We start from the raw sequence: 22285 nt of genomic DNA, 5'->3' as shown, positions 1-22285 counted from the left end.
TATTAAATAAATAATAGCTAGGCTATAAAAAGCACACGTTGTGTTTAATGTGCTATTAGCGCTTCTGCTTGGGCTGCCTGAATTGCAGTTAAGGCGATTGTATACACAATATCATCGACTAATGCACCACGGCTCAAGTCGTTTACGGGTTTGCGCATACCTTGAAGCATAGGGCCGATACTTATTAAGTCGGCACTGCGTTGTACTGCTTTATATGTTGTATTACCCGTATTTAAATCTGGGAATATAAATACAGTCGCTTTACCAGCTACAGGGCTGTTAGGCGCTTTTTTAAGTGCTACATTTTCCATTATAGCGGCATCGTATTGTAGTGGGCCGTCGATAATTAAATCAGGACGTTTTTGTTTTGCTATTTTTGTGGCTTCACGTACCTTTTCAACATCGGCACCCGTACCTGACGTACCCGTGCTGTAGCTTATCATGGCTACACGTGGCTCTATGCCAAATGCAGCTGCAGAGTCCGCAGATTGAATCGCTATATCAGCAAGTTGTTCAGCATTAGGGTCGGGGTTAATTGCACAGTCGCCGTAAACTAACACTTGATCAGGTAGCAGCATAAAAAATACGGATGATACTAGTGATGATCCTGGCGCTGTTTTAATTAACTGCAGGGGCGGGCGAATTGTATTGGCAGTGGTATTTACCGCGCCCGATACTAAACCATCTACTTTACCTTGCTCAAGCATCATTGTGCCAAGTACGACGTTATCTTGTAGCTGCTCTTGTGCTACAACCGCAGTTAGGCCTTTGCTTTTACGAATTTCGACCATAGGCGCAATATAATCATTTATAATACTTTTTGGCTCGATGATACTTACATGTTCGTTTAGCTCAATACCTTGCTGCTGTGCAATACGCATTATTTCTTCGCGATCGCCAAGCAATATAGTTTTAGCAATGCCACGTTGACCACAAATAGCAGCCGCTTTAATTGTACGAGGTTCGCTTCCTTCTGGTAATACTACGGTTTTACCTGCTTTACGTGCTTTATCGGTTAATAAATAACGAAATGCAGGTGGTGATAACTTACGCGTTTTGCCTACACTTTGAGCTAGAGTATCGAGCCAGTTTGAATTGATATGTTCTGCGTTGTGATCTTTTACTTTTTCAATGCGTTGGTCATCATCATTTGGTACTTCCATATTAAAGTTATGCAGTAATAATGATGTACGCCATGTGTCGGCATCGGTTGCGAGTATTGGTAAACCGGTTTGCATGGCTTGTTCACACAAAGCCATAATACGTGGCTCTGGCTCAAAGCCACCGGTGAGTAATATAGCGCCAAGTTTAGTGCCGTTCATAGCAGATAAACACGCAGCAACAAGTATGTCTGAGCGATCGCCTGGTGTTACTAATAAAGCACCTGGCGTAAAATAATTTAAAATATTAGAAACCGTACGCGCACAAAAAGTAATACGGCGCAGACGACGATGAAGCATATCGCCTTCGTTAATTATTGTTGCTTTTAAATACGCGCTTAAGTCTTTTACGCGTGGCGCTACTAAGTCAAAATCCCACGGGATTGCGCCAAGCAACATAAACGGATTTTTTTTAAAAATAGGTAAAGACGCTAAACGATTTAACTCGTTTTCAAGCTCTTCAGGTTTGTAAGCGTCGACTAAATCGGCGCGTGCACGGCCCTCTTCATCAAGTGGCGCATTTACTTTATTAAAAATACAGCCCAGTACACGAGGATGATCGATTCCACCGTAGTTACCTGCCGCAATTTCCAGGCGGTCTTCTATTTGAGTAATGGTGTAATTACCAGGGGTAAGTACAAATACAATTTCAGCGCCGAGTGTTTGCGCAATTTCGCGGTTTACACGCCCAGCATAAGGTTGGCGACGAGTAGGCACCATACCTTCAATAATAGCGACTTCATCGTCGTTTATTTTACTTTCAAAGCGTTCAACAATTTCCTCTAGTAGATCATCACCTTTACCGTCGCCAATCATTTGCTCAGCATAATCAAGTGCAAAAGGGGTGGGTGGGTTAATAGGTGAGCCTTGAGTGACTATTTGTGTTGATTTTTCAGGACCTGTTTCGCCTGAACGAGGCTGAGCGATGGGTTTAAAAAAGTTAACTTTAACTGTTTTTTGCTCAAGAGCGCGGACTAAACCAACTGATACCGACGTTAAACCCACACCGGTAGACACAGGAATTAACATAATACGACGTGCCATATTAAAGCTCCTTTACGATGTTAGCGGCATCAAGTGCAATAACCCACTCTTCGTTGGTCGGCATTACTACCACTTTGGGTGAAGTATTGGCTGAACTAATAATACCTTGATTACCAAAACGTGCATCAAGATTGCTCTTCTGGTCACAACTGAACCCTAAAAAAGCTAATTGATTAATGACATTTTCACGTATGATATCGGAGTTTTCGCCAATGCCGCCAGTGAATATAAGTGAATCTAAACGTTGTAATGGTACCATGTAAGCTGCAATTTGTTTGGCTAGTCGGTAGCAAAAAATATCCAGCGCTAAACGTGCCTGTTTATGTCCGGCAACAGCGGCTTCTTCAATCGTTCGACAATCGTTAGAGAGTTCGCTAATACCTAGTAGGCCGCTTTCTTGGTTTAATAAATTATCTATTTGCTGAGCGTTGTAACTAAGCTGTGTGGTTAAAAAATTAAATAAACCGGGGTCAATATCTCCACTGCGAGTACCCATAACAATACCAGCCAATGGCGTTAAACCCATACTGGTATCAACACTTTTACCATTTTTTATTGCAGTAACAGAGCAGCCATTACCTAAATGAGCACTAATGAAATTACTCTTCTCTATAGGCTGATTTAATAATTTAGCAGTTTGTCCTGCTACATAGTAATGACTTGTGCCATGCATACCATAGCGTCTTACACCGTAGTCTGTATAAAGCTTATAGGGTAGGGCGTAAAGGTAGGCAACTTCATCCATAGTTTGATGAAATGCTGTGTCAAATACTGCTACTTGCGGTAAACCTATAAATGAAGCTTGTGCAGATGAAATACCTAACAAGTTCGCATGACCATGTAGCGGCGCTAAAGAAGACGCTTTAGTAATACCGTTAATTACATCTTCATCAATTAAGACTGACTTTGTGAAATGCTCTCCGCCATGAACAACACGGTGCCCAACAGCAATAAGGTGCTCATCAAGGTTATGATCCTTTATTAAGCTTACAAGCGTATTTATAGCCTCAGCATGTGCTTGATTAGCCGCTAAGTCGATAACCGTCTTAGCCCCATTAAATTTGTATTTAATGGAGGGGGCTTTGGCGCCCAAGCGTTCAGCAAGGCCTGATATAATTTCTTGACCGTCGTTTGCATCAATAATGGCAAACTTTAAACTAGAGCTACCACAGTTTAAAACTAAAACATGTTGGGATTCAGGGGAGGTTGTTGGCATAGATTCAATTTCCATAAACAAGTTTAGTAAGTGAACGTTAATACGTGATAGTTACACTTACTGTATTAAATAAAGCTAAAACAATTGAATGTTCAACTGCAAAGTGGTTAACGCAATGTTAAATATTTTACCTTATTTATGATGTTTAAGTTAGGATTGTTCGCCATTAAAGGGTAAATTTAAGCTCTTTTACTGAGAAAGTGTAACTCCCTCATTTTGTGTTACACTTTGGGTATAGCTCGTTTTCTATTGTATTTAAAAGCAGTATCTGTGAGGAGTCATGATGCAAAAAAGTGTGATGTCACAACTACAAACAGGCCGTTTGTATGGTAAAAAATGGCCAATGCGTAAAGAGCTTGCGCCTTTGTTTTTAGAGTTTAGAGTGATTAGAGCGACTGAGCTTGCCATTACAGTAATGCCAATCTTGGCTATGCTAACGTTGTTTTTTCAGCTTAATTACTTAGGATCTGATTTTTTACCGCAAGCTATTGCGAGTGCATTATTTTTTATATCGTTACCTTTACAAGGTTTATTTTGGTTAGGCAAACGAGCGCAAACGCCTTTAGATCCTGCTATGCAAAAATGGTACAACGAGCTGTACACTAAAATGGCGGCTAATGGATATCAAACGCAGTTAAGTGAAAACAAGCCCCGTTATATGGAGCTTGCTAACTTACTTAAAGATATGTTTGAAAAAATGGATAGAGCATTTACTAAAGAGCAGTTTTAGCGGGTTATACCATTATCTATTTTGGTAAACTGAGTAATATAAAATGATAAGGTGACATTGTGTTCACCTTTTTGTTCGAGTGCTGTCCAGTGCTCGGGTCTAAATTTCCATGCAAATGGCGTCATCATTATTAAGTTTTTAATATCAGTAAAGCTAAGCGCTACATGCTCTGTTAAAAGAGCCTGTTCTGCTTTTTGAAACCCTTTTGGCGTGGCTATTTCAGTATGTTCGTTTACTTCTGAATATATATACGATTTTAGCTCTTTTAAATGATAAGGGCCTGGGCTTGCGACCACTAATGTTGCATTTTTATTAGCTAGACGTTCAAGTTCATCCTCAAACAAAGGTGCAAATACGCTAATAAGTACATCAGCAAATTGACTTTTAAAAGGTGCTTGGCTAATTGATGCAACACTAAAATGGCAATTAGGGTAGCGCTTTGCTGCATATTTAACGGCGGATTTAGAAATATCGACGCCGTACACAACTGCGTCTGTTTTACTTGCTATTGCTTGGGTATAAAACCCTTCGCCGCATCCTAAATCTATAACCGTATTCGAACTTATTCGACCGACTAAATCGCTAAGATTTTGTTGTAAAAAGCGGTAGTATCCACGCTCTAAAAATGCGCGTCTAGCTTGTACCATTTCAAGGGAGTCGCCCGGTTGTTTTGAATTTTTTTGTTGCACAGGCAGTAAATTAACATACCCTTCTTTGGCAAAATCAAAGCTGTGGTTATTAGCACAACGAAGTGTTGAATCAGCTTTCAAAAGTGCGAGATTACATAGCGGGCATTGATATTGTAGACTCATGAGTCTAGGTAGTCCTTATCGTAAAAAGTTTTTACCCAATGCGGGCGATAGGTGATCATAATTGTTATAGCCATGCCGTTGAGCATTGCTTCAGGAAACCAAATTATGGCACTTAAATAAACGTAGTTATCTGCAAGTTCTTGCCAATTGTATTGCCCTATAGCTAAGTAAAATAAAGCACCTAGGCTTATTTTTATACAGGCTATAAACCCTGCAGTTATAAACGCACAAACAAATATATAAACAAAAAAATGACGAGGTAAATACTGGTAACTAATTATAAAGCCAAGGTAGCTTAGTAAAATAGGAATAAACGCACCAATAAGCAGTTGTACTGGTAACAGTTCAAGTTCAATTTGACCAAATGCAGTTAGTAGCGCTGTGGCAAGTAGGCTACTTAAAATAGTCAATCGCCAGCCTAAAATTAATGTCGCGGCCGTAACGCCTAATATGTGTAAATCAAGGCCAGTTAAAATTCCTGCTTTTATTCGCCAAAGCACTGCAAACACTAACGCACATGCAAGAACTCCAGTTTGACGGGCTGGCGTATTAAGCAATGTTTTATATGTTTTTTTATCAAAGCTTAGTAGGGCAATAATAATTACAAGGGCCCAAAGTAGCCCTTGTATTGTTATGCTTAGCATAGTAATTACTTAAATGTTGACCATATAGGGGCATGATCTGAGGGTTTTTCAATACCGCGCAGTTCGTAATCAATGCCAGTATCTATACAGCGTGCTGCAAGCTCATTAGTTGCAAGTACTACATCTATTCGAAGCCCTCGGTTATCTACAAACCCTTTAGAGCGATAGTCAAACCACGAATATTGATCGTCTGTTTCTGGGTTTTGCTCTCTAAAGGTGTCTTTAAAGCCCCAATTAAGTAATGTTGCAAGCCATTCACGCTCTACCGGTTGAAAAGAACATTTACCCGTTTTTAACCAACGCTTTGCATTAACTTCGCCAATACCAATATCTAAATCGGTGGGTGATATGTTGATATCGCCCATAACAATGACGTCTTGATCGGGGGTGTGGTTGGTTTCAAGGTGTGTCATTAAATCTTTATAAAATTGTCGTTTATAAGGAAATTTAGTTTCGTGATTAATATTATCACCTTGTGGGAAGTAGCCATTCATGACTGTAAGGTCGCGACCGTTATCTTGTTCAACAGTGACACTTATCATGCGTTTTTGCGATTCCTCTGTATCGGTAGCAAAGCCTTTTAAGACCGATTTAGGCTCTTTTTTGCATAACATAGCTACGCCATAATGGGCTTTTTGGCCATGAAAGTAGACGTGATATCCCATTTTTTGTACATCTTCTAGTGGGAATGCTTCGTCATGAACTTTAATCTCTTGCAAGCCAATAACGTCTGGTTGATGTTTGTCGATAATTGCTTGTAATTGGTGAAGACGAGCACGCAGACCATTGATATTGAAAGAAATCACTTTCATAAAATTTACCTTAAAATTGGATCTATTTAATGAATTAAATTGTATCAGTAAATACGCGTACATAACATGACTGAAATGAGAAAATAGCTGCGCAAATGTTGATCAGTTGGTGAGTAAAGTTTAAACATTGTAAATGCAGTATTAATTTTTTAAATAAATAAAAAATTCAATTGAACTTAACTTTATTGAATATATAATGCGCGAAATTCACTTGTTTAGCTCGTTCAAATAGGATCTCTCATGAAAACACAACTACTTTTAGCTACTGCTTTATTAGCATCTGCAACTGCTTCAGCACAAAGCAATACTTACTTCAGTCAAGATAATAAAATTGAGTCTAAGTTATGTGTACTAAGCGCAAACGAAGGCTTTAGTGTTGCTCGTAAAGAAGCTGCTCAGCACGGTGTTTACTTATCTCGTTTTTCTAAAAGCATTTTATGTAATGGTGAAGATATTCGCGATATTGCTAAAAAAACGACATTAAGCAACGGATCAGTTGAGAAAGTAGAAGTATTTGCAAAAGACGCTCAACAAGAAACTCAATTATGTATGACGGCTTTAAAACAAGGTTTAGCACCTGTTCGTCAAAAAATTGGTAACTTAAACTCATTAAAATGTAATGGTCAAAACGTTACTGAGTTTGTTAAACGCTACCAAAACGCAGCAATCTAATTATTAGCTGAACTATATAACTAAAATTGAGATACCTGGTCTTTACCGGGTATTTTTTTGCAAAAATTACAAGGTTGTTTGCAAAGCTTGCAAGCTTAACTTATTGAAACTGTTCAATAAACGCACCAATCAAGATTAAGTTGTTGATTCTTATAAGTTAACTATTATTGGCATTGGATTTGTATTAGTTAAAGTGACATTTAATTAATTACGAAGGATACGTCTTATGAAAAAGTTAACATTAGCAGCCACTATTTTAGCATCATTAAGCCTAGCGGCTTGTTCATCTAATCAAGGTCTTGAAAGAATAGACAGTGACTTTGCAAGTTTAGATAATGACAGCGATGGCTACATCTCAAAAGTTGAAGCTGATGACGATAGCATTTGGGGCCATTTTTCAAATATTGATACCAATATGGATAACGAAATTAGCCGCAAAGAATTCAACACTTACATGAAGTTAAACAATGGTAAAGTAGCCACTGATTCTGAAGTAAGTGAGTCGGCATTTAAAGCTGAAATCGCTAAATTCGATAAAATTGAAAGCAGCTTTTCAAGCTTAGATAACGACAGTAATGGCTATATTTCGGTAGTTGAAGGTAACGATGATGATATTTCAAATCACTTTGGTTACATGGATAAAAACCAAGATAAGCGCATCAGTAAAAGCGAGTTTATGGGTTACATTAAAAAATACGGTAACGCAGTAGCTGAAGATGATGCATTAGAAGCCATTAAACACAGCTAATATTTGTTGTTTTAAAGAGTAAATTAGAAGCCAGTGATAATCACTGGCTTTTTTGTGTTTAAAATCTAGTTATTTAGTAGATATATTTTCCTAGTTTGGCGTTGTTCTGTCATAATAGATGGCTGTGTATTTTTATTTGTTAAGAGTGTCTATGGCGGGTCGGCGAATTAGTGATGAACAACTAGTTGAGATCATTGAAGCAGCTATTTTTGTTGCAGATAAGCCTGTGAGTAAACGCCACCTTAAAGATACTGTATTAACAGATTTAGCTATTTCTATGGCGCGAATAAACGACGCAATAGATACAATACAAGAACATTTTCAAACTCGTGGTATTCGCTTAGTCGAAGTTGGTAGCGGTTATCGTTTTCAGGCATGTAGTAGTTTAAGCCCTTGGTTAAATAACTTGTGGCAAGAACGCGCACCAAAATACTCGCGTGCTTTACTGGAAACATTATCACTTATTGCATACAGGCAGCCCATTACACGCGGCGAAATTGAGCAAGTAAGAGGTGTTACTACGGGTTCGAATATTATTAAAACCCTACTCGAAAGAGAGTGGGTTAAAGTGGTAGGGCATAAAGAGGTTCCGGGTAAGCCGGCTTTATATGCAACTACTAAACAATTTTTAGATTATTTTTCGTTAACTGGGCTTGAAAACTTACCTGCGCTGCCAACAGAGCAGCAAAGTAAAATTAACCAGTTATTGAGCGATCCTTCTGTGAGAGAACCATCCGAATGAGTATACAAGGTGAAAAGTTACAAAAAGTCCTAGCCCGTGCAGGCGTAGGCTCACGCCGTGAAATGGAAAAATACATTGATGCAAACCGCGTTAGTGTAAACGGTAAAGTGGCAAAGTTAGGTGACCGTGTTGAAGAAACTGATTTAATTCGTGTAGACGGACACACTGTAAAGATTGAAGAAAAAGCAGATAGAATCTGTCGTGTAATTATGTATAACAAACCAGAAGGTGAGTTAAGCACACGTAAAGATCCAGAAGGGCGTCGTACCGTATTTGACCGACTTCCTCGTATTGATGGTGAGCGTTGGATTGCAGTTGGTCGATTAGACGTTAATACTTCGGGTTTGATGCTCTTTACTAATGATGGTGAATTAGCTAACCGCTTGATGCACCCTAGCTATGAAGTAGAGCGTGAATACTCTGCGCGTGTATTTGGTGAAGTAACCAATGAAACGGTTAAAAACTTACTACGTGGTGTTGAGCTTGAAGATGGTCCAGCCAAATTCACGACTGTAACCCCTATGGGTGGCGAAGGCGTTAACCGCTGGTTTAACGTAACGTTAAATGAAGGACGTAACCGTGAAGTACGTCGTTTATGGCAGTCTCAAGATGCGGAAGTATCTCGTCTTATTCGTATTCGTTACGGTAAACTAGAGCTTGATAAGCGCGTGCCACAAGGTGGTTGGATGGAGTATGATTTAGAAACAGTAAACTACTTACGCAAAACCGTTAAATTAGGGCGTGAGACACAAACTAAGCTTTCTGTTATGCCTGAAAAACGCAAAGATAAACGCGCTAAAATCAACCAGATCCGCAAAGCAGTTAAAAAACACAATCAACGTGTTAAGCCTACTAAACGTAAATAATAAATTAGTTATTTATTGAACACAAAAAAGCCGCTAATTGCGGCTTTTTTAATGTGTTGTTTAAATTTTTTAAACTCTAAATTACTTTTTTACTTGAGCATCTAACGATTCGCCATTCACTTTACTAGAATCATCGCTCATCAAGTATAAGTAGGTTGGCATTAAATCTTCTGGTGTAGCAAGCGCGTCTCTATCTTCTCCTGGGTATGCAGCAGCGCGCATAGAAGTGCGAGTAGCGCCTGGATTAATACAGTTTATACGAATATTCGTTTTGCCTACTTCACATGCCCATGTTTGCATCATGCCTTCTACTGCAAATTTTGAGATGGCGTATGGCCCCCAAAACTCACGGCCTTTGCGGCCTACACCTGATGACGTAAATACTATCGATGCATTATCAGACTTACGAAGAACAGGGAAAAGCGCTTTAGTGATCATCGCTTGCGCGGTCACGTTTACTTTCATTATGTTTTCGAACGTAGATGAGCAAAAATGTTCAAGTGGACCAAGTGACCCTAAAATACCTGCATTATTGAGCAAGCCATCAAGGCGGCCAAATTGATATTCAATTGTTGCAGCAAGGTCACGATAGTTTTGTTTAGTTGCGCCTTTTAAGTCCATGGGCACAATTGCAGGTTTAGGGTAACCCGCATTAACAATTTCATCGTAAACACATTCAAGTTTATTAGTTGTTTTTCCTAATAAGATAACTGTAGCGCCGTATTTCGCATACGTAATTGCTGCTACTCGGCCAATACCATCACCGGCGCCTGTTATTAAAATAATTTTATCTTTAAGTGCGTTTTCAGCCGCTTGATATGTGTGCATAAAAGTACCCATTCATCTATTTTTTTTGATTTTAACATAGCGAAACGTGAAGTAATCGAATTTATTGTAAAATTAGGTGGCGAAAATAGAAACTTTACGTTAAGTTTAACTGGTCTAATGTCTCATTAATAACCTGATTACATTGTTTTAACTTAATACACTGATTAAACACACTATAAAAATAAAATATGTGCGGAGCCAACAATATGAAAAAAATGCTACTTTCACTCTCTGTTACAGCTGCCTTGGCAGGTTGTGGCGGCGGAGAAACGTTAGAAGATGTTAAGAACGACACAGCAACCGTTATTCCAACAGCAACGGTTACATTTGACCCTGCTGCAGGCATCTTATCGGTACCTAATGATTTATTAATGAGTGGAACCCAAGACGGTACACTTAATATTCCTGGAGAATTAGATGACAACAATATGTCTATTTCTCGAGCAGCTTATGCTGACCCTCAGCTTGCTCTAGGCGCACTTGACGGTTGGTCTTCTCAGGTTCCTTATAAAATCGATTTAACATTTCCGCCAAATGTGAGTTTAGATGAAGCGTCTGCTGGAACACCAGGTACAGTTCGCATTTTTGAAGTAGTAATGGGTGCAAGTTTAACTGACGCAGAATGTTCAGTTGTAGCTGCAGGTACAGCTTGTAAATTGGTCGGTGAGCTTACTTTTGGTGTTGATTTTGTTACTCAAGCTTCTGGTGATGCCGTTGCAATTATTCCTTTAAAACCATTTACGGCAGGTAGCTCATACATCAATGTACTAACGACTGGTCTTAAAGATTCATTAGGACGCTCTATCGAGCCTTCTTCTACTTATGGACTGGTTAAGCAAGAAGCGCCATTAATTACAGAAGCCCAACTTGGTTTGCAGGGCGCTGTTAACAGTTACGAAAATGTAGTTGTAAGTTCAGGAAATATAACAAAAGAAGATATTATTTTTTCTAGCGCAATGACTATTCAGTCTGCGGGGCCAGTACTTGGGACAATTAAAAAATTGCTAGCTGCAAGTTTGCAACAGCCTGCGATGCCAACGCCTGCGCTTCAAGTTCCTGAACAACCGATGGTAAATGTACAACAGGTATTTGCTTCTCAGGGTGTAGAAGTGTCTGCTGCTTTCTCTGGTGTGCAATATCAAAAAGGTAGCATTATGCTACCGATGTATTTAGGTACACCAACGGGTACTGATATTAGTGATTTAAGTGATACATATTGGCAAGGTATGTGTGATAACGCGGTGGCAATAATCGGTTACAAGGCCGTTGCTGGTGATGCATTTCCGACAGATCCTATTAGTGAAAATGATGGTTTATGTTCTGCATTAAGTGACGGGCAATTACGTGACTTAGGACTAGATAGCACACGTCATTTAACAAAATATAACTCCATTCCAAAAGTACAAAGCATGGCAAATGTGCCAGTGCAAGTTACTAAGCCTATTTTACCAATAATTAATGGTGTACGTGCACAGTTACAATTAGATCCTATCGCAATGCCTGATAGCGGATGGCCAGTTGTTATTATGCAACACGGTATTACAACACAAAAAGAAAGTATGCTTGCTTTAACGGCGCAGCTTTCTATTCAAGGCTTTGCAACAGTTGCTATTGACCATCCAAGACATGGTGAGCGTGGAATAGATGTTGATGGTGATGGAACAGACGACTTTAATGCAACAACAGGTTCTGTGCTTAGTTACATGAATTTAAGTTCATTACTTGTTGCGCGTGATAGCTTACGTCAATCAGCGGCTGATTTATTAGGTTTACGTTTAGGTCTAAACTTTATTAATGATGCAACGATTAATGCGCAAGATGTAACTTACATTGGTCATTCATTAGGCTCTATTGTAGCCCCTGCATTTATTGCACAAGCTAATAACCCATTAGCGCCAACCGTTGACCCATTATTTAATGTAAACACAGTAGCACTTGCAAGCGGCGGCGGCGGTATAGCTAGCTTCTTACTAGAATCAGCTGCATTTGGTCCATTTATTCAAGGTTCAGTACTTTCACAAGCAGGTACAACAGAAGCTGATGAGTTTAACGCGTATTTACAAGTTGATGCAGTGTCTAACTGTGGTGCAGTATTGCCAGATATGGAAGCATATTTAACCTGTGGTTATAACGAGTATGTAGCTTCGTTAACTACAGCTGGTGAAACAAGTAAGCTTACTAATATTCAAGGAGTGTTTACTCAATTTGCATTTGCGGCGCAAACAGCACTTGATAGTGGCGATCCAACTAATTACGCAGCCACTGTGAAAGCATTAGGCACTCCTGTTTATACTAATGTTGTTGTGGGCGATGGTGTTGATAATAAGCCTGACCAAGTGATACCACCAATGGCAGCAAATAATCCTATTTCAGGCACAATTCCATTAGCTAACTTGATGGGTCTTGAAACAGTAAGTACTTCGCAGGCATTGAGTGAAACACCAACAAGCTACTTAGTTAAATTTACTAAAGGGCATCATGGTTCTATATTAACGCCAGCTCAAGATGCTGCACAGGCTGCAACTGTTGAAGGCAGTGCTGCCGCTAATACAGAAATGCAGTTGCAAGTAGCTACTTACTTAGCTGCTCGCGGTCGAATGTTATTAGTTTCCAATCCTGAGGTTGTGACTGATTAATAACCAGTAAAATAATTAACCTTTAAAAGCCACTGAAAAGTGGCTTTTTTTTGCTTTAAAGCATGCTAAATTAGCTGAAATTTATAAATGGAGAAACCAGTTGGAATTTTTATACGAATACGGTTTGTTTTTTGCTAAAACAATTACTTTTGTTATCGCTATAGCAGTTATTCTAATGCTAATAGTTGGCGCTGCAGTTAAGCCTAAAGCCAAAAAAGGTGAAATACAAATTGACGACATATCAGAGCAATTAGTCGATCTTAAAGAAAGTTTTCTACAAAATACGCTGGGTAAAAAAGAGCTTAAAGCACACCAAAAACAGCTTAAATCGCAAAGTAAAAAAGCAGATAAAGATGAGCCTAAACCTCGTTTATATGTAATTGACTTTGTAGGTAGTATGGACGCTCACGAAGTAGAAAGCTTACGAGAAGAAATAACAGCCATTATCTCTATTGCTAACCCAAGTAAAGACAAAGTACTTATTCGTTTAGAAAGTGGCGGCGGAGTTGTGCACGGCTACGGACTTGCTGCATCTCAGCTACAGCGTATTAAAAATGCCGGTATTCCTTTGAGTGTTGCAATTGATAAAGTAGCAGCGAGCGGTGGTTACATGATGGCGTGTGTAGCCGATGAGATACTGGCAGCCCCTTTTGCCATAGTTGGATCTATTGGTGTGATAGCTCAAATACCAAACTTTAATAAAATATTAAAGAAAAATGATGTTGAATTTGAGCAAATAACTGCAGGTGAGTTTAAGCGTACGCTTACTTTATTTGGTGAAAACACAGATAAGGCCCGTGAAAAGTTTCGTGAAGAAATTGAACAAACACATGATTTATTTAAAACGTTTGTAAGCACTCAACGTCCAGGCTTAGATATAAACTTAGTTGCGACAGGCGAGCATTGGTTTGCAACGCAAGCGATTGATAAAGGTTTGGTAGATGTTATAAAGACAAGTGATGATGCATTGCTGGAGCAGCAACATGAGCGCCAAATTTATAAGATTAAATACAAAATTAAAAAGGGATTAAGCGATAAGCTAGCTCTTGGCTTGAGTAGTGGTGTAAATAAAGTGGGAATAAACTTACTCTCTAAATTTAAATCCCTAAATCCTTAGATTAGAATCTTTCTTACGATTCAGTTTAATTATTTTTACTCGAAAAAAAACCTTGATGTATTGCATCAAGGTTTTTTTATAGCTGTATAAATGTAGCTTAAGAGTCAATAGATTTATGATAATCTTCTAAGTCTTTAGCTGCATTAGGGTCGTTAAAGATGCTCTCATCTAGCTCACCTTCAGACTTGGCAACAACACAGGTAACCATACAATCACCGGTTACATTAACTGCTGTACGTGTCATATCTAGCAAGCGGTCTACACCGATAATAATTGCAATCCCTTCTACAGGTAAGCCAACTTGGTTAAGTACCATGGCCAGCATAATTAAACCAACACCAGGTACGCCTGCTGTACCTACAGAGGCAAGTGTTGCTGTTAATATAACCATTAGATAATCAGAAATTGTTAAATCGACACTAAACACTTGTGCAATGAATACGGTAGCCACACCTTGCATAATAGCAGTGCCATCCATGTTAATGGTAGCACCCAGTGGGATAGTAAATGAGGCAACCGAGTTATTAGCACCTAGTTTTTTAGTAGCAGTTTCAAGTGTAATAGGCATAGTTGCGCTTGAGCTCGAGGTACTAAATGCAAATAAGCATGTGTGCTTCATTTTTGCTAAGAAAATAAGCGGGTTTAAGCCCGTTAATATTTTTAAAAGCAATGTGTAGTTTACAAAAGCATGTAATAACAGTGCAAGCACTACAACGCCAAAGTATTTGGCTAGGCTAACAATTAAGTTAAGCTCAATTGTTGTAAATAGTTTTGCCATTAAAAAGAACACGCCATAAGGTGCAATGTTCATTAACAGCGTAACTAGTTTTAAGATTACTGTGTTTAAATCTTCAAAAACACTTGCTACGCGTTTGCCTGTTTTACCACTTAATGCCATTGCTACACCAAATAATAGTGCAAACACAATAACTTGAAGCATATTACCTTTGGCCATTGCTTCAAATGGGTTAGTAGGAAACATATCTATAATTACACGTGCAAGGGTAGGCGCTTCTTTAGCATCATAAGTTGCATTAGATGGCAAGCTTATACCTTCACCAGGGCTAAATAATAAGGCAAGTGTAATAGCTACCGTTATAGCAATAGCCGTAGTTAATAAATATAAACCAATAGATTTACCACCTAGGCGGCCTAGTTTTTTAGGGTCACTTAAGCTACAGGTACCACAAACAAGCGATACAAAAACAAGAGGCACAACTAACATTTTTAAGCTGGCAATAAATATTTGGCCACCAACATGGAAAATACCATCAACAAAAAAGGCTTTAATTGGCAAAGAGAATAACCCAAGTGGTATTAGATAATCGTCTTCACCAGCTAATATAGCCTGAAATATAAAACCTACTGCAACCCCAAGCGCCATACCAATCATGATGCGAGTGGTTAAACTCATTGAACGGATTTTTGACATATTCCCTGATCTACATTTTATAAATTTGCCATAGACTACCAGCAAGGAAATATTTACTACAGAAAAAATTGGTATTTATTTAAAATTATTTTGCGCAAAAAAGTAATAAAAAACTGAGATTTTAGACTAAGTTATAGGTTAATATTAAGTGAAAATTAATTTTGATTATAATAACAACGCTAGGGAGAGGTTCATGCCTTTAATGCGACTGCTCGGCATTTCATTGCTAAGTTTTTTACTCACAGCCTGTGGTGGCGGTGGGTCACTTGAAAAAGACGGCTCTATTAGTGATGGTGACTCCACTACAGAGGCTGCTACATACTCGGTTTCATTAAAGGGGTATTCTCAAACAGACGCAACAGAGTCAAATTCTGTTACAGCTACCTCCTCTTTAGATTTACGCGCAATTCTTACTCAAGACGGGGAAATTGTTGCGGGTAAGCGCATCACGTTTACATTAGAAGATGATATTGGTGAACTGTCTCCATCGAGTGCATTAACCCAGAACGATGGTATTGCAACCGTTGAACTTACAGCCGGTGCTCAAGCCGGTGCTGGGGAAGTAACCGCTACTTATACAGTCGATGGTGAATCTTATACAAGTACTTTTGCTTTTCAATCAAGCGGTGGGCAGGGTGATGATACTGGTGTTAGTGGGTCAACAACTCTAACAGTAAATATTGTAGATGAAAATGGTGCTAAGTATTCTGATACAAACCCGGTTACAACTGACAATTTAGGCACGGTTACAGCAACTTTAAAAAATGATGGAATTGCACTTAGCGAGCAGCTTGTTACTTTTACTACAAACTTCACAGGTAAAATAACGCCAGACTTAGGAACTGCAATTACAAACTCAGCGGGTGAGGCAAAAGTAACTCTCTCTAGTGGTAGTTTCAAAGGCGCAGGTCAAGTGGTTGCAACTTATAATCCTACGAATTCAACAGAAGTGAGTAATACAGCTGTATTTTATTCATCAGGTGATTCTGCACCAATTGATTTGGCACAATTCTCTATATCAGTAAAGCTTTTAACAGGTTGTAATGCAGGCTGGGACGATAATCGTTCAAGTGTAAAACTTGACCCTACACAAGCAGCATCGGGTTGTACAGTAGCTAATACAATCTCTTCATCAGAACTAGGTGAATTATTTGTTGAAGTCATTGATGAACAAAGTGGTGAAGGTAGTAAAAATTCGCTTGTTAATATTTCAACAAATTTAGGTTCTGTTCTTCCTTCATCTGGGACAGCTCTTACCGATAACTTTGGTATTGCTTTGCTAAAATTACAGCCTGGAAATACTGGTGGCGCAGGTACTGTGACTGTAACGTCTGTAGGTGAAACTAATTCAACTAATTTTGCTGTAGGTATTGCTGACTTAACCCTAGAGGTTGATAACGGGCTTAATAAAGATACTTCAGGAAATGTTATTCCTTTAAAAGCAGGTGGTAGTACCGTGATTGAAGTAACACTTTTAGATGAAGACGGTAATTTATACTTGACTCCAACAGATGTTGAATTCAGCTCAACTTGTGTAATTAGTGGTGACTCAGTAATTGATGCATCAGTAAAATCATCAAGTGGTATCGCAACATCAACATACCGAGCTACAGGTTGTAGTATTGACGATGATATTAATATCACGGTTGAGACAGGTGGTAAAAACTTTACTGCTACTTCGATTATTCCTGTGGAAACATCAGCGGTACAATCAATACAGTTTGTTGATGTGAGTGAGACATTTATTGCATTACCACCAGGTGAAGGCGGCGCCCCGACTCAATCGATCGTTAGATTTAAGCTAATAGATGCAGATGGCCTTGCATCCACGCAGCAACGTATAGATTTCAAGTTAACAGATTCAGTGGGGGCAGCTAAACTGTCACTTAGAACAAGTGATACAAATAATGAAGGTTTTGTTCAAACAACGGTTGAATCTGGCATAGTGCCTGGTCCATTAGTTGTAAAAGCGTGTTTTATTTCTAAAGAAGATGTTAATAACTTACCTGAAGGTGATGACTTAACATGTTGGGTTGATGATGTAGAACTGTGTGCATCAGAACCTAACAATGAAATTTGTCCAGAAGGAACACTTACTTTAGTACCATTGAGCGAGCAGATAAGTTCTGTATCGGCTCAATTAACACTCGCTTCGGGCGTAACAGACCAAAACAGTTTTGATGCAAGCCCAAATACGTTTAATACTAACTCACTTAATTATAACGGTGTTTTAAATGATATTACGGTATATTTTGGTGACCAATTTAATAATTATAACGGTGACGGTGTAGAAGCAACTATTTTAGCCGAAGCGGGTGTCATTGGCTCATCTAGCAATGAAGTTACGTGTAAAACTGACGATGCTACCTGTGTTGTAACCTGGCGCTCTCAGGGAGACCGTCCATTTTATGATTACAAATGGGGTAACCGAATTGGCGATATTGACGAGGACCCAACAACTACTGAAGGTATTAATCCAAAAACAGGTATTATAAATTGTGACCCATATTTTGGTATCGCAGCTCCTTGTATAAATGGTATTACACGCGCTAAAAATAATGCTGATGGTGTTGTTATGGGAGGGCGTGTAAGTATTCTCGCTGTCACTAAAGGCCAAGAGAACTTTGTAGATGAGCAAACCACGGATGATGTTAAACGTACCAATGGCTTGTTTGATATTGGTGAATATTATACTAGTTACGACTTACCTGAAGCATTTATAGATCACAATGAAAATGCTGCCTTCGATAAAGCAAACTGTAGTGATGCAGATGCTTCAAATTATGACCCGTCTACGGATGAATGTTCTGAGTTAATTTCACGAGGTGGTCATAATGAAACATGGCGAGACCTAGATAATGACGGTATTTATGACTTTGCTGATGGTAAATATAATGGTTTATTATGTAGCGAAGCCGCTGAAAATGCAGGTGAGTGTTCTCGTGAGCTAATTGAAGTGCGTAAACAAATTGAATTGGTTATGTCTGGAGATAACCCATATGTTCGTTTTTCTGTGCTGAAAACAACGGATATTCTTGATGCGCCGTATCCTGTTTATGTACCTGCAGATTGCTCTGTTTCAGTTGTAGCAGTACTTGAGCCATCCGATGTATCTGAGCGTTGTGATATATCAGCAGTTGACTTATCAAATGTTTTTGCAGATAACCCTGAATATGATGAAACGGATCCAGATGAAACTGATCCTCAACTATTGGAAGTTGGCTTATCTGGTATTACAGTTCGTATTCACTACACAGATGAGTTTGGTAATCCACTACCAGCGGGTACAACTGTATCTATAGCCTCTACAAATGGCGACTTATCTATTATCGAAAATAACGCTATCATTCCAAGTACGAATACGGATAAACCAATGTATTCAGATGTTCGTATTTCTCGTGAAGCGGATGGTAATGATAAATTTGACGGTGTACTTTCAATAACATTTGAGTTTACTACTCAGGCTGGTGGCACTAAAACAGTCTCCAAAGGAATCGAAATTTACGATAGTAAATAAGGCTTTATTTTAAAAATGCCAACCTTTAGGTTGGCATTTTTGTTTCTGTTCTATATATTCCACATCAATTAATCTAAAAACACCTGTTTGTTTAATTTAACGACAAAAATTGTTCGTTTATTCAGTAAATACTGAAAAGTTTGTATTAAAAGCTTGTAACAACTAGTGTTTGTAGATATACCTATAAATATTCGCGCCGCTTATGTCGGCAAAACACATTTTTAATATTTGGTTAGAAATAGGCAACTATGGGCAAATCGCTAGTAATTGTAGAGTCACCTGCTAAGGCTAAAACAATTAATAAATATTTAGGTAATGACTTCATCGTAAAGTCCAGTATTGGGCATGTACGTGATTTACCTACTTCAGGTTCGAGCAAAGCTAAAGTGCCGGCAACTAAAACGCCAGCAGAAGTTCGCAAAATGGAACCTGAAGAGAAAGCAGCGTATAAAAAGCAACGAGATTATACTAACCTGGTCGCGCGTATGGGTATTGATCCTGAGCAAGGTTGGGAGCCGCATTATGAAATCCTGCCAGGTAAAGAGAAGGTTGTTCAAGAATTACAAAAGCTGGCTGAAAATGCAGATCAAATATACCTCGCAACGGATTTGGATAGAGAAGGGGAAGCAATTGCTTGGCACCTTCAAGAAATCATTGGCGGCGAACCTGAAAAGTATAAGCGCGTAGTTTTTAACGAGATTACCAAAAACGCAATACAGCAAGCTTTCGAAACACCTGGCGAGCTTAATACTGACATGGTTTACGCTCAGCAAACACGACGCTTTTTAGACCGTGTTGTAGGCTTTATGGTTTCTCCTTTGTTGTGGGCAAAAGTTGCACGTGGTCTATCTGCAGGACGAGTTCAGTCTGTTGCGGTACGCTTATTAGTTGAGCGTGAACGTGAAATTAAGGCATTTATCCCTGAAGAGTTTTGGGATATTCACGCTGATGTTAAGAATACTGAGTCTGAGTTACGCTTAGAAGTAACCAAACAAGCAGGAAAGGCATTTAAGCCTGTAAATGAAGCTCAGGCTAGCGCAGCTGTTAAAAGCCTTGAGAGTGCAGAATACAAAGTAATTAGCGTTGAAGAAAAACCAAGTAAAAGTCGCCCAAGTGCGCCATTAATTACTTCAACCATGCAACAAGCGGCAAGTACACGCCTAGGTTATGGCGTTAAGAAAACTATGATGCTCGCTCAGCGTTTGTATGAAGGCGGTTATATTACTTATATGCGTACCGATTCTACCAATCTTTCAAAAGATGCGGTTGAAATGTGTCGTGAGTATGTAACGAACGAGTTTGGTGCTAAATATTTACCAAAAGATCCAATTAACTATAGCTCTAAAGGCAATGCACAAGAAGCGCATGAGGCAATTCGTCCTTCAAGCGTTACTGTGTTGTCTGGTCATATCGAAGGCGTAGATGCCGATGCTAAAAAGCTGTATGAGCTAATTTGGCGTCAGTTTGTAGCGTGTCAAATGGTACCTGCTGAATACGACTTAACAACACTGACTGTTGCAGCTAACGATTTCCAGCTCAAAGCAAAAGGCCGCGTGCTTCGCTTTGATGGTTGGACAAAAGTACAACCTGCGGTGCGTAAAAAGAACGAAGAAGATCAATCACTGCCAGCTGTTAAAGAAGGTGAAATACTTACTTTAATAGAACTTGATCCTAAGCAGCATTTTACTAAGCCGCCAGCTCGCTTTAGTGAAGCTAGTTTAGTAAAAGAGCTTGAAAAGCGTGGTATTGGTCGTCCATCTACTTATGCGTCGATTATATCAACAATTCAAGATCGTGGTTATGTACGTGTAGAAAATCGCCGTTTCTTTGCTGAAAAAATGGGTGAAATTGTTACTGACCGCTTAGTTGAAAACTTCACTGATTTAATGAACTTTGATTTTACAGCTAAAATGGAAGGCCGTTTAGATGACATTGCTGAAGGCGAGCGTGTATGGACTCAAGTTTTAGATAAGTTTTATGCTGATTTTTCAACGCAATTAACTGTCGCTAAAGACGAGCCTGAGAATGGCGGCATGCGTCTTAATGAGATGGTTGAAACCGATATAGAATGTCCTACATGTAGCCGCAAAATGGGCATACGTACGGCTTCAACCGGTGTTTTCTTAGGGTGTACTGGTTACAGCCTTCCGCCAAAAGAGCGTTGTACTACAACAATGAACTTAGTGTCGGGCGATGAAGCGGTTGCTGCTGATGTCGAAGACGTAGAAACCGAAAAATTAATGCAGATGAAGCGTTGTCCTATTTGTGAAACTGCAATGGACTCATACCTAATTGACGAAACCCGTAAACTACATGTGTGTGGTAATAACCCAGCATGTAAAGGGCATATAGTTGAAGAAGGTACCTTTAAAATTAAAGGTTACGACGGACCAATTATCGAATGTGATAAGTGCGGTTCTGACATGGAGCTTAAATCGGGTCGCTTTGGTAAGTACTTTGGCTGTAATAACGAAGAGTGTAAGAACACACGTAAGTTACTTAAAAATGGCGAGGCTGCTCCACCAAAAGAAGATCCTGTTCACATTACTGAATTAGAGTGTGAAAAGTCAGATGCGTATTTTGTTTTACGTGATGGCGCTGCGGGTATATTTTTAGCCGCAAATACTTTTCCTAAGTCACGTGAAACACGTGCACCTAAGGTCGAAGAACTAAAACGCTTTAGAGACCGCATTTCGCCTAAGTTTTATTATTTAGCAGATGCACCTGCTAAAGATCCTGATGGTAATCTTGCTGTTGTACGCTATAGCCGTAAAAATAAATCTCAGTATGTTATGACTGAAGTTGACGGTAAAGCTACCGGCTGGACTGCTCATTATGAAGCAGGTAAATGGACAGAAGAAGCGAAGAAAAAAGCAGCGCCTAAAAAGAAAGCAGCTGCAAAAAAGGCACCAGCTAAAGCTAAGCCTAAAGCGAAAGCTAAAAAAGAAGATGAATAAGCACGTTATTGCTTATTCATAGCTTTTGTAGATTTAAAAAATCATAAAAAAACCGGAATGCACAGCTTGTGTCTATTCCGGTTTTTTTGTGCCTAGTTGAATGCTTTCGCAACGGCTTTATTAGCAGTACATTCACCTAAGCGTGTTACCAATTTGATTAAAAACCTGGTCATTTTAGCGTATTAAATAACTCAGTTACTGCGTTAAAAGCTATTCATATATGACTGCGTAGATGCAGAAAGTAGGCATTGCAGGGAGCAGCTGCCGAGAACAAATATATGTCATGTTTTTTCGCTTAGCTATTGAGCTATATTCTTAGCGCTTTAATAGATCACTAATTAAATGTAATTGG

General features: G+C 39.1%; 16 protein-coding genes. 9 read left to right on the top strand and 7 right to left on the bottom strand.

Going from position 1 to position 22285, the window contains the following annotated elements:
- Nucleotides 1–44: 44 nt before the first annotated feature.
- Together pta and QMA08_RS02285 are read right to left on the bottom strand one after the other, a co-directional pair.
- Complete coding sequence (gene pta, locus QMA08_RS02290; RefSeq protein ID WP_039489932.1) at nt 45–2204, bottom strand: phosphate acetyltransferase; 2160 nt, start codon at nt 2202–2204, stop codon at nt 45–47.
- Between the two features lies 1 nt (nt 2205).
- On the bottom strand, nt 2206–3420 hold the full coding sequence (locus tag QMA08_RS02285; RefSeq protein WP_290173521.1) for an acetate kinase: 1215 nt from the start codon (nt 3418–3420) through the stop codon (nt 2206–2208).
- Between the two features lie 283 nt (nt 3421–3703).
- Here QMA08_RS02285 and yfbV point away from each other — a divergent pair, with 283 nt between their 5' ends.
- Nucleotides 3704–4150, top strand: a complete 447-nt coding sequence (gene yfbV, locus QMA08_RS02280; RefSeq protein ID WP_024596543.1) for a terminus macrodomain insulation protein YfbV — start codon at nt 3704–3706, stop codon at nt 4148–4150.
- Here the strand turns inward: yfbV and QMA08_RS02275 are convergent.
- Genes QMA08_RS02275 through xthA form a run of 3 tightly spaced genes read right to left on the bottom strand, consistent with a single transcriptional unit; the run spans nt 4147 to nt 6418 of the window.
- Entirely contained in the window at nt 4147–4962 is an 816-nt protein-coding gene (locus tag QMA08_RS02275; protein ID WP_290173520.1) for a putative RNA methyltransferase, read from the bottom strand. The genes yfbV and QMA08_RS02275 overlap by 4 nt on opposite strands.
- Nucleotides 4959–5606, bottom strand: coding sequence for an energy-coupling factor ABC transporter permease (locus QMA08_RS02270; protein ID WP_182692884.1), 648 nt, complete (start codon nt 5604–5606; stop codon nt 4959–4961). Before QMA08_RS02270 ends, QMA08_RS02275 begins: the two co-directional genes overlap by 4 nt.
- Before the next feature lie 5 nt (nt 5607–5611).
- Nucleotides 5612–6418, bottom strand: a complete 807-nt coding sequence (xthA, locus tag QMA08_RS02265) for an exodeoxyribonuclease III (protein ID WP_024596546.1) — start codon at nt 6416–6418, stop codon at nt 5612–5614.
- Between the two features lie 240 nt (nt 6419–6658).
- Here xthA and QMA08_RS02260 point away from each other — a divergent pair, with 240 nt between their 5' ends.
- The 4 genes from QMA08_RS02260 to rluB all read left to right on the top strand — a co-directional run bounded on the left by QMA08_RS02260 (nt 6659) and on the right by rluB (nt 9446).
- Nucleotides 6659–7090: an exonuclease III gene (locus tag QMA08_RS02260; protein ID WP_290173515.1), complete on the top strand. Its 432-nt coding sequence runs from the start codon at nt 6659–6661 to the stop codon at nt 7088–7090.
- Nucleotides 7091–7316: 226 nt separating this feature from the next.
- Entirely contained in the window at nt 7317–7838 is a 522-nt protein-coding gene (locus QMA08_RS02255; RefSeq protein WP_002959711.1) for a calcium-binding protein, read from the top strand.
- Nucleotides 7839–7989: 151 nt separating this feature from the next.
- The gene (scpB, locus tag QMA08_RS02250; protein ID WP_290173513.1) at nt 7990–8580 is read left to right on the top strand and encodes an SMC-Scp complex subunit ScpB; all 591 of its coding nucleotides are present in this window, start codon (nt 7990–7992) and stop codon (nt 8578–8580) included.
- A complete protein-coding gene (rluB, locus tag QMA08_RS02245) occupies nt 8577–9446 on the top strand; it encodes a 23S rRNA pseudouridine(2605) synthase RluB (protein ID WP_138488964.1) in 870 nt (289 codons plus the stop codon). Before scpB ends, rluB begins: the two co-directional genes overlap by 4 nt.
- Before the next feature lie 81 nt (nt 9447–9527).
- Here the strand turns inward: rluB and QMA08_RS02240 are convergent, their stop codons facing one another.
- The gene (locus QMA08_RS02240) at nt 9528–10274 is read right to left on the bottom strand and encodes a YciK family oxidoreductase (RefSeq protein WP_002959717.1); all 747 of its coding nucleotides are present in this window, start codon (nt 10272–10274) and stop codon (nt 9528–9530) included.
- 206 nt (nt 10275–10480) lie between these two features.
- Between QMA08_RS02240 and QMA08_RS02235 the strand changes: the two genes are divergently transcribed.
- Together QMA08_RS02235 and sohB are read left to right on the top strand one after the other, a co-directional pair.
- Nucleotides 10481–12910, top strand: coding sequence for a VolA/Pla-1 family phospholipase (locus QMA08_RS02235; RefSeq protein WP_290173511.1), 2430 nt, complete (start codon nt 10481–10483; stop codon nt 12908–12910).
- Nucleotides 12911–13010: 100 nt separating this feature from the next.
- Complete coding sequence (gene sohB, locus QMA08_RS02230) at nt 13011–14027, top strand: protease SohB (RefSeq protein ID WP_290173509.1); 1017 nt, start codon at nt 13011–13013, stop codon at nt 14025–14027.
- 97 nt (nt 14028–14124) lie between these two features.
- Here sohB and QMA08_RS02225 read toward each other — a convergent pair whose 3' ends face one another.
- A complete protein-coding gene (locus QMA08_RS02225; RefSeq protein WP_024606768.1) occupies nt 14125–15459 on the bottom strand; it encodes a dicarboxylate/amino acid:cation symporter in 1335 nt (444 codons plus the stop codon).
- A 193-nt stretch (nt 15460–15652) separates the two neighbouring features.
- Here QMA08_RS02225 and QMA08_RS02220 point away from each other — a divergent pair, with 193 nt between their 5' ends.
- Together QMA08_RS02220 and topA are read left to right on the top strand one after the other, a co-directional pair.
- Complete coding sequence (locus QMA08_RS02220) at nt 15653–18976, top strand: hypothetical protein (RefSeq protein ID WP_290173506.1); 3324 nt, start codon at nt 15653–15655, stop codon at nt 18974–18976.
- Nucleotides 18977–19224: 248 nt separating this feature from the next.
- The gene (topA, locus tag QMA08_RS02215) at nt 19225–21933 is read left to right on the top strand and encodes a type I DNA topoisomerase (RefSeq protein WP_290173505.1); all 2709 of its coding nucleotides are present in this window, start codon (nt 19225–19227) and stop codon (nt 21931–21933) included.
- Nucleotides 21934–22285: the final 352 nt, after the last annotated feature.

The sequence above is a fragment of the Pseudoalteromonas sp. APC 3355 genome, from assembly GCF_030407615.1.
GTDB lineage: Bacteria > Pseudomonadota > Gammaproteobacteria > Enterobacterales > Alteromonadaceae > Pseudoalteromonas > Pseudoalteromonas distincta.
The sequence above is the reverse complement of the archived record's forward strand: the minus strand, read 5'-3'. Positions and strand labels throughout refer to the sequence as shown.

Bases quoted from the DNA above. Each gene is read 5' to 3' on its own strand.
- pta (WP_039489932.1), bottom strand. From the start codon at position 2,204: ATGGCACGTCGTATTATGTTAATTCCTGTGTCTACCGGTGTGGGTTTA.
- rluB (WP_138488964.1), top strand. From the start codon at position 8,577: ATGAGTATACAAGGTGAAAAGTTACAAAAAGTCCTAGCCCGTGCAGGC.
- QMA08_RS02235 (WP_290173511.1), top strand. From the start codon at position 10,481: ATGAAAAAAATGCTACTTTCACTCTCTGTTACAGCTGCCTTGGCAGGT.
- QMA08_RS02225 (WP_024606768.1), bottom strand. From the start codon at position 15,459: ATGTCAAAAATCCGTTCAATGAGTTTAACCACTCGCATCATGATTGGT.
- QMA08_RS02260 (WP_290173515.1), top strand. From the start codon at position 6,659: ATGAAAACACAACTACTTTTAGCTACTGCTTTATTAGCATCTGCAACT.
- xthA (WP_024596546.1), bottom strand. From the start codon at position 6,418: ATGAAAGTGATTTCTTTCAATATCAATGGTCTGCGTGCTCGTCTTCAC.
- QMA08_RS02255 (WP_002959711.1), top strand. From the start codon at position 7,317: ATGAAAAAGTTAACATTAGCAGCCACTATTTTAGCATCATTAAGCCTA.
- QMA08_RS02275 (WP_290173520.1), bottom strand. From the start codon at position 4,962: ATGAGTCTACAATATCAATGCCCGCTATGTAATCTCGCACTTTTGAAA.
- yfbV (WP_024596543.1), top strand. From the start codon at position 3,704: ATGCAAAAAAGTGTGATGTCACAACTACAAACAGGCCGTTTGTATGGT.
- QMA08_RS02220 (WP_290173506.1), top strand. From the start codon at position 15,653: ATGCCTTTAATGCGACTGCTCGGCATTTCATTGCTAAGTTTTTTACTC.
- QMA08_RS02285 (WP_290173521.1), bottom strand. From the start codon at position 3,420: ATGCCAACAACCTCCCCTGAATCCCAACATGTTTTAGTTTTAAACTGT.
- topA (WP_290173505.1), top strand. From the start codon at position 19,225: ATGGGCAAATCGCTAGTAATTGTAGAGTCACCTGCTAAGGCTAAAACA.
- QMA08_RS02240 (WP_002959717.1), bottom strand. From the start codon at position 10,274: ATGCACACATATCAAGCGGCTGAAAACGCACTTAAAGATAAAATTATT.
- scpB (WP_290173513.1), top strand. From the start codon at position 7,990: ATGGCGGGTCGGCGAATTAGTGATGAACAACTAGTTGAGATCATTGAA.
- QMA08_RS02270 (WP_182692884.1), bottom strand. From the start codon at position 5,606: ATGCTAAGCATAACAATACAAGGGCTACTTTGGGCCCTTGTAATTATT.